Source organism: Aquabacterium sp. (genome assembly GCF_030652515.1).
Classification (GTDB): domain Bacteria; phylum Pseudomonadota; class Gammaproteobacteria; order Burkholderiales; family Burkholderiaceae_C; genus Aquabacterium.
Map to the genome: position 1 here is coordinate 1 of NZ_JAUSAR010000157.1, position 6937 is coordinate 6937.

Consider the following 6937-nt stretch of genomic DNA (forward strand, 5'->3'; position numbering starts at 1 on the left):
TGTTCAGATCTCTTGGTAGGCGCGATTGGACTCGAACCAACGACCCCCACCATGTCAAGGTGGTGCTCTAACCAGCTGAGCTACGCGCCTTCAAGACCGCTACTATAGCACGGCTTTTTATCTATTTTCGGCGCGCCTTCAAAACGCCGTTCACTTGTGCCACACGCGCGAGCACCGGCCCCAGCTTGGCCGTGTCCGAGGTCTGCACCGTGAGGGTGATGGTCGCGTGTTCGCGCTGAGTCTGGCTGTTCATGGCCACCACATGGGTTTTGCCTTGCGCCAGGGCATCGCACACGTCGCGCAGCAGGCCTGGGCGGTCGTGCGCCTCCACCAGCACATCCACGGCGTAATGCGCGCTCTGAGCGGCGGCGTGCTGCCCCCAGGTGACGGGGATCACTCGCTCGCCATGCCGCCCCGCCATCTGGCGAAAGTTGCTGCAATCCGAGCGATGCACCGCCACGCCCTTGCCCCGCGTCACGTAACCACCAATCGGATCAGGCGGCGCAGGCTTGCAGCAGCGGGCCAATTGCGTCAGCAGTGAATCCATGCCCACCACCAACACGCCACGGCCGTGGCCGCTGCGGTCCAGCTCGGCTTCGCTGCGTGCAATGCGCTGGGCCACGACCTGATCCGGGTCTTGCTCAGGTGCGGCGGGGCGCAGCAACTGCTCGATGTTGCGCAGCGAGAATTCATCTTTGCCGACCACGTCGAACAAGGCATCGGCGCTGCGAAAGCCCAGATCGGCGGCCAGGTCTTCCAGCTTGGTGGCGGTTTTGCCCTCGCGTTGCAGCAGCTTTTCAACCAGCTCGCGGCCTTTGGCGATGGTGCTTTGCTGGGCCAGCGCGTTGAACCAAGCACGCACCTTGGCACGGGCCCGGGGGCTTCGGACATAGCCCAGGTCCTGGTTCAGCCAGTCCAGCGATGGCCCACCCTCTTTGGCCGACACGATCTCGATCGTCTGGCCGCTTTGCAAGGCGGTGTTCAAAGGCACCATCACGCCATCGACCTTGGCGCCTCGGCAACGGTGTCCCAGGTCGGTGTGCAGCGTGTAGGCAAAGTCCACGGGTGTGGCGCCGTGGACCAGGTCGATGATCTTGCCATCGGGGGTGAACACGTAGATGCGGTCATCGAAGTAGCCATGGCCGGCGGGGCCACCGCCTTCGGTTTCATCGGCCGCGGCCAGGTCGCGCTCCCAGGCCAGCAGTTGTCGCAGCACGGTCTTGCGCGCAGCGGCCACGCGGCTTTCAAACTCGCCCACCACCTGAATGCCCGCGTAGCCCTTGGCGCCCGCTTCCTTGTAGGCCCAATGGGCCGCGACGCCGCTGTCGGCATGCTCGTGCATGGCCAGGCTGCGGATCTGAATCTCGATGGGCTTGTCGTCATCGCCCAGCACCACGGTGTGCAGCGATTGGTAGCCATTGGGCTTGGGCCGCGCGATGTAGTCCGAGAACTCGTCGGGCATGGGGCGCCAGATTTCGTGGGCCCGGCTCAGGGCGGCATAGCAGGCCGGGATGTCGGCCACGATCACGCGCAGCGCCCGCACGTCGAACACGCGGTCGATCGACAGGTTCTTGCCCTGCATCTTCTTCCAGATGCTGTAGAGGTGCTTGGGGCGGCCCTGCACCTGAGCCTGCAGCCCGGCCTGGGCCAGGGCCTCGGCCAAGGTCTGGCGCACCTGCTCCACATCGCGCTCACGCTCCAGACGCTTTTCGTCCAGCGAGCGCGCGATCGAGCGGTAGGTATCGGGCATCAGGAAACGGAAGGACAGGTCTTCCATTTCCCACTTGATCTGGCCAATGCCCAGGCGGCTGGCCAGCGGCGCGAACACCTGCATCGACTCGCGAGCCAAGGCCTTGGGACACGGCAACTTGGTGGCGGCATAGTGGCGCAGCGTTTGCAGGCGCGAGGCCAGGCGCATCAGCACCACACGCAGATCGCGCGAAAAGGCCAGCAGCATCTTGCGGATGCGCTCGACCTGGTCAGCGCGCAAGGGGCCATCGGTCTCGTCGCCCAATGAATCACGCGCATTGCGCTGGATCTGCACCAGCTTGCGCGTGTGGGCCACCAGCGCAGCCGCATCGGGGCCAAAAGCCCGGCCAATCACCTCGTCGGGCGGGGTCAGGTACTCGCTGGCGTAGACCAGATAAGCGGCCGCACGCAAGGACGGTGGCGCGCCGATGCCCAGCAGGATCTGCGCGACGCCATCGGCATGGGCCAAGGCGTTCTCGCCTGTGTCGAACAACTGGCCGGCCAGCAAGGGCTCGGCAAACGCTCTGGCGCGCGCCAGAGCATGGGCCGCGCTGCCATCCTGCTCAGGCAGACTCAGGTCGACCAGGTCAACAATGGCCGCATGAGGTGCATCAAGAATGCCTGTCTTCATGCCAACAAGAAGTCCTTGATGGTGGCGATCTGGTCAGCAGCGATCAAGGTGGGTGCGTGACCCACGCCTTCGAATTCAACCAGGCGTGCTTTGGGGCCACGCTGGGTCATGGTCAAGGCGGTCTCGTGATCCAGCAGGTCGGAGTGCTGACCGCGCAACAACAGCACCTCGCACTTCAAGCCGTCGTAGACGCCCCACAGCGCGGCTTCGCCACTGGTGGCTGCTTCGGCGGAGATGGACTTGAAGGGCTCGGCAATGGCCGGGTCGTAATGCAGTTGCAGGCCCAGGCCATCGGCCGTTGGGCGAAGCAAAGGGCGCGACAAGGCCAGCCATTGCTCTGGCGTGTGCGGGCCAAAGCCGGTGGAGATGGTCCACAGGTAGTCGGCCGCCTCTTGTTCATTGGCAAAGCGCTTGGGCTGGCCCAGGTAGTCGCCGATGCGCAACAAGGCATCGTGGCGCAGGCGTGGGCCCACGTCATTGAGCACCATCTTGCGAATTCGCACGCCAGTCACCTCCGGTGGCAAGGTGGAAAATCCCAGGCCGATCAGGCCACCCATGGACGTGCCCACCCAGTCGATGTCCAAGGGGGCTTCCACTTTCAGCGAGGCACGCAGGTGCTGCACCAGGGTCACCATGTCGGACACGTAGGAAAAGACCTGGTAACCGGCTGGTGCGGCCAGCCAGTCGGAATGCCCGCGCCCGACCACATCAGGGCAGATCACGCGGTACTGAGTGCTCAGTGATTGGGCCAGGGCGTCGAAGTCGCGGCCCTGTCGGCTCAAGCCGTGCACGCAGATCAGGATTCGAGGGTTGGCCTCATCGCCCCATGACCAGTAAGCCATGCGGTGGGTCTGAGCATCAGTCTTGCTTGCGCCTGGGCACACCACGTGGTTCAAGGTGGGGCTGGAGAGATTGTTGTGATCCAGGGTGGTCATGGCAGTGCCTCGGCAGATAATTGGAATCGGTACGACATTGTGTTTGTTATTGCCACAGGAGGCCCTGAATGTTGAATGGAAAAACCGCCCTCGTCACTGGATCGACCAGCGGCATTGGTTTGGGCATCGCGACTCAACTGGCCGCCCAAGGCGCCAACGTCATTCTGAACGGCTTTGGCGATGTCGATGCACCCAAGGCCGAAGTGTTGGCCGCTGGCAAAACGCACGGCATCCGCGTGGGCTACCACGGCGCCGACATGAGCAAACCGGCAGAGATCGAGGCCATGATGGCCTACGCCACCGCGGAGTTCGGCGGCGTGGACATCCTGGTCAACAACGCCGGCATCCAGCACGTGGCCAATGTCGAGAACTTCCCCGTCGAAAAATGGGATGCCATCCTCGCCATCAACCTGAGCTCGGCCTTCCACGCCATGCGCTTGGCCGTGCCCGCCATGAGGGCCAAAAACTGGGGGCGCATCATCAACGTGGCCTCGGCCCATGGCCTGGTGGCCTCCGCTGGCAAGTCGGGCTATGTGGCGGCCAAGCACGGCCTGGTGGGGCTGACCAAGGCGGTGGCGCTTGAAACGGCCACCACCGGCGTCACCGTCAACGCCATCTGCCCTGGCTGGGTGTTGACACCCCTGGTGCAAAAGCAGATCGAGGCCAAGGCTGAGCGCGAAGGCGTCAGCGTTGAAGAAGCCCAGCGCGGCCTGCTGGGTGAAAAGCAGCCCTCCCTGCAATTCGTGACGCCCGCGCAGTTGGGCGACCTGGCCGTGTTCCTGTGCTCATCGGCTGGCGACAATGTGCGCGGCGTGGCCTGGAACATGGACGGCGGCTGGCTGGCACAATAAAGAAGATGCCATCGTTGGCGGTCGATGCCCTGCCCGCCCGGTGGGCTCATCGCGATGACTTCGTGATCCTGGAGGCTGGGTTTGGCCAGGGTCAGCGATTTTTGAAAATCTGGGCCGAGTGGCGGGCCGACCCGAACCGCTGCCAGCGCTTGTTCTACATAGCGCTGGACGCTAAGCCCCCACTGAAGGCTGCCTTGAGCCATGACATCAGAGCTCAGGCCCTGGCTGGAAGATTGGCCCACAGCTGGCCGGTTTTGACACCAGGACTTCACACCCTGGTGTTTGAAGAAGGCCCCGCCAGCCAAGTCACCCTGCTGCTGGGCGTGGGCGAAGTCGCGGACCTGGTGCCGCAACTGGTGGCGCGGGTGGATGCCTTCTTGCTGGAAGGCGTGGCCCCGGCCCCTTTGGCCCCGAATGGCGATGAAGGCTGGCTGTCGCGGCTGGCGCGCCTGGCCGCCCCCGAATGCACCGCCTTCGCCCGAAGCGATGCCTTGCAGGTGCTTGAGGGCCTGCGGCAATCTGGCTTCAAGGCTCAGGCAAACGGTGCGCCAGGCAGTTTTCGCTTCGAACCTCACCACACCCCGCCGCCATTGCCAGGGGGCCTGTGGCCGACGCGCACCGAGCCAACGCAGCGGCACGCCATGGTCATCGGCGGAGGCCTGGCGGGTTGCGCTGCAGCCTGGGCCCTGGCACGGCAGGGCTGGCGCATCACCATCATCGATGCCCACGCCGCACCGGCCCAAGGTGCCTCGGGCAACCCTGGTGGCTTGTTCCACAGCGTTGTCCATGGCGAAGATGGCATCCATGCCCGAGCCCACCGCGCAGCCGCCTTGCGCACGGCAGCGGTGGTGACCCCGATGTTGACCGAAGGCCGGTTCGCGGGCGCCTGCCAAGGTCTGCTCAGGCTGGACACCCTGACCCAGGCGGCCGAGGCCCAGGCCTTGACCCATCGCCTTGGCTTGCCACCTGAACACCTTCAGTGGCTTGAGCAGGCGCAGGCGCGAGCCCTGGCGAACATCCCCGTGCCCAGCGGTGGCTGGCTGTTTCACCACGGCGGCTGGCTGGATCCGGCTGGCTATGTCCAGGCGCTGCTGGCCGAGGCCAAAAACCATGCCGAGGTCGTGTTTCTGCCGGGCCAGATCGTTTTTCAATGGCAACGGTCCACCCGGAACGGCCAAGCCACTTGGCAAGCGCAGGATCACCAAGACCGAGTCATCGCCGAAGCACCGGTGGTGATCATGGCGGGCGCGACGGGCACGTCAGCGCTGATCCAGGCCATGCCTGGCCTGGCGCCCTTGCCTTTGCAAGCCGTGCGAGGTCAGATCAGCAGCCTGCCTTTGCAGGATGGCATCACAGCCCCCACCCTGCCGGTCGCGGGTGCGGGCTATGTGCTGCCCGGGCATCAGGGCCGCTTGCTGTTTGGCGCCACCAGCGATGCCGATGATTTGGACCCCGCCCTGCGGGATGCGGACCATGCCCACAATCTGGCGCAAGCCGCGCAGTTGGGCAGCTTGTCGATGGGGAACACGCCTGCCCTGTGGAACAACCTGCAAGGCCGGGTCGGTTGGCGGGCCAGCACGCCCGATCGCCTGCCATATGTGGGGGCGCTGCCCTTGGCCGATGCGCCGCCGCCAAACATGGGGCAAAGAGCGCCCAGGATGGACCAAGCACGACTGATACCCCGACTGCGCGACGAACACGGCGGGGTCTACATCATCACGGGATTCGGCTCAAGAGGCATCACTTGGGCGGCTCTGGCCGGTGAGCTGCTGGCCTCGTGGGTCACGGGCAGCCCTTGCCCGATCGAGGCCCCTCTGTGCGATGCACTGGACCCCGCCCGCATCGTGACACGGGCCAAGGCCAGGGCGCCAAGGTCAGGCTGAGGCTTCGGCCTGAGGCGCCGCGCCGTTGTTGTCGCCGGATTCGGCGTTGTCGGGCGTGGTGCCCTCGGCAGTACCTTGGTCGGCGTCAGCGTCGGGGGAACCAGGCTCACCCGTACCGCTGCGGCGTTGCTGGGTTTTTTCTTCTTTCTTCTTCTTCTTGGCCAGCTCGCGCTGACGCTTTTCAAACTGATAGTTGGGTTTTGCCACTTTTGGTCCTCTGGCGCCCGCTGCGGGCACCGCTGGGCAACATTGTCGTCGCAAAACCTGGCACGCCGGGGTGAGTACACTGGCGGGCTGGAAAAATACTTGCGACATGAGCGACAAATTACGTCTGGACAAATGGCTGTGGGCCGCGCGCTTTTACAAGACGCGCAGCTTGGCCGCTGACGACATCGACAAAGGCCGGGTCCAGGTCAACGAGATCGTGGCCAAGCCTTCGCGCGACCTGAAGATCGGTGACCGCATCGCCCTGCGCCAAGGCACCCTGGTGCGCACCGTCATCGTCAAAACACTCAGCAGCGTGCGCGGCGGCGCGCCCGTGGCCCAGACGATGTACGAAGAAACGCCCGACAGCATCGCCCGCCGCGAACGCCACGCCGAGGAGCGCCGCACCCAGCCCGACCCTGCGCTGGCCATCGATCAGGGCCGCCCTACCAAGCGCGACCGGCGGCAATTGGCCGACTGGAACCGCTGGAGCGCCGGCGTCGACGATTAAATATTTCTAACCCAGGGTCTTGAAACCCTGCCCGTCGCCCCGAGATCTGCTGGGCTTCGATTGACTCACCCTCATTAAATCCAACAAACACCATGAGCGACACGCCCGCGAACGCCGAAAACCTTGATCCGGTCGATGCCGCCCCCGGCGGCGCCGAGCCGCTTGAGTCCAGC

6 protein-coding genes and 1 tRNA gene are annotated in these 6937 nt (G+C 64.9%); 3 read left to right on the top strand and 4 right to left on the bottom strand.

Annotated elements, in window-relative coordinates; translation table 11 throughout:
• Positions 1 to 13: 13 nt before the first annotated feature.
• The 3 genes from Q7V20_RS18050 to Q7V20_RS18060 all read right to left on the bottom strand — a co-directional run bounded on the left by Q7V20_RS18050 (position 14) and on the right by Q7V20_RS18060 (position 3315).
• A tRNA-Val gene (locus tag Q7V20_RS18050) sits at positions 14 to 90 on the bottom strand.
• Between the two features lie 31 nt (positions 91 to 121).
• A complete protein-coding gene (locus Q7V20_RS18055) occupies positions 122 to 2380 on the bottom strand; it encodes a bifunctional (p)ppGpp synthetase/guanosine-3',5'-bis(diphosphate) 3'-pyrophosphohydrolase (protein ID WP_304794424.1) in 2259 nt (752 codons plus the stop codon).
• Complete coding sequence (locus Q7V20_RS18060) at positions 2377 to 3315, bottom strand: alpha/beta fold hydrolase (protein WP_304794426.1); 939 nt, start codon at positions 3313 to 3315, stop codon at positions 2377 to 2379. The genes Q7V20_RS18055 and Q7V20_RS18060 overlap by 4 nt, the downstream gene beginning before the upstream one ends.
• Positions 3316 to 3383: 68 nt before the next feature.
• Here Q7V20_RS18060 and Q7V20_RS18065 point away from each other — a divergent pair, with 68 nt between their 5' ends.
• The gene (locus tag Q7V20_RS18065; protein ID WP_304794429.1) at positions 3384 to 4166 is read left to right on the top strand and encodes a 3-hydroxybutyrate dehydrogenase; all 783 of its coding nucleotides are present in this window, start codon (positions 3384 to 3386) and stop codon (positions 4164 to 4166) included.
• Between the two features lie 5 nt (positions 4167 to 4171).
• Positions 4172 to 6049 (top strand): FAD-dependent 5-carboxymethylaminomethyl-2-thiouridine(34) oxidoreductase MnmC, encoded by a 1878-nt coding sequence (mnmC, locus tag Q7V20_RS18070; protein WP_304794432.1) that lies wholly within the window; start codon positions 4172 to 4174, stop codon positions 6047 to 6049.
• Here mnmC and Q7V20_RS18075 read toward each other — a convergent pair.
• Positions 6041 to 6256, bottom strand: coding sequence for a hypothetical protein (locus Q7V20_RS18075; RefSeq protein WP_304794435.1), 216 nt, complete (start codon positions 6254 to 6256; stop codon positions 6041 to 6043). The genes mnmC and Q7V20_RS18075 overlap by 9 nt on opposite strands.
• Before the next feature lie 106 nt (positions 6257 to 6362).
• Between Q7V20_RS18075 and Q7V20_RS18080 the strand changes: the two genes are divergently transcribed.
• Positions 6363 to 6764 (top strand): RNA-binding S4 domain-containing protein, encoded by a 402-nt coding sequence (locus Q7V20_RS18080; RefSeq protein WP_304794438.1) that lies wholly within the window; start codon positions 6363 to 6365, stop codon positions 6762 to 6764.
• Positions 6765 to 6937: the final 173 nt, after the last annotated feature.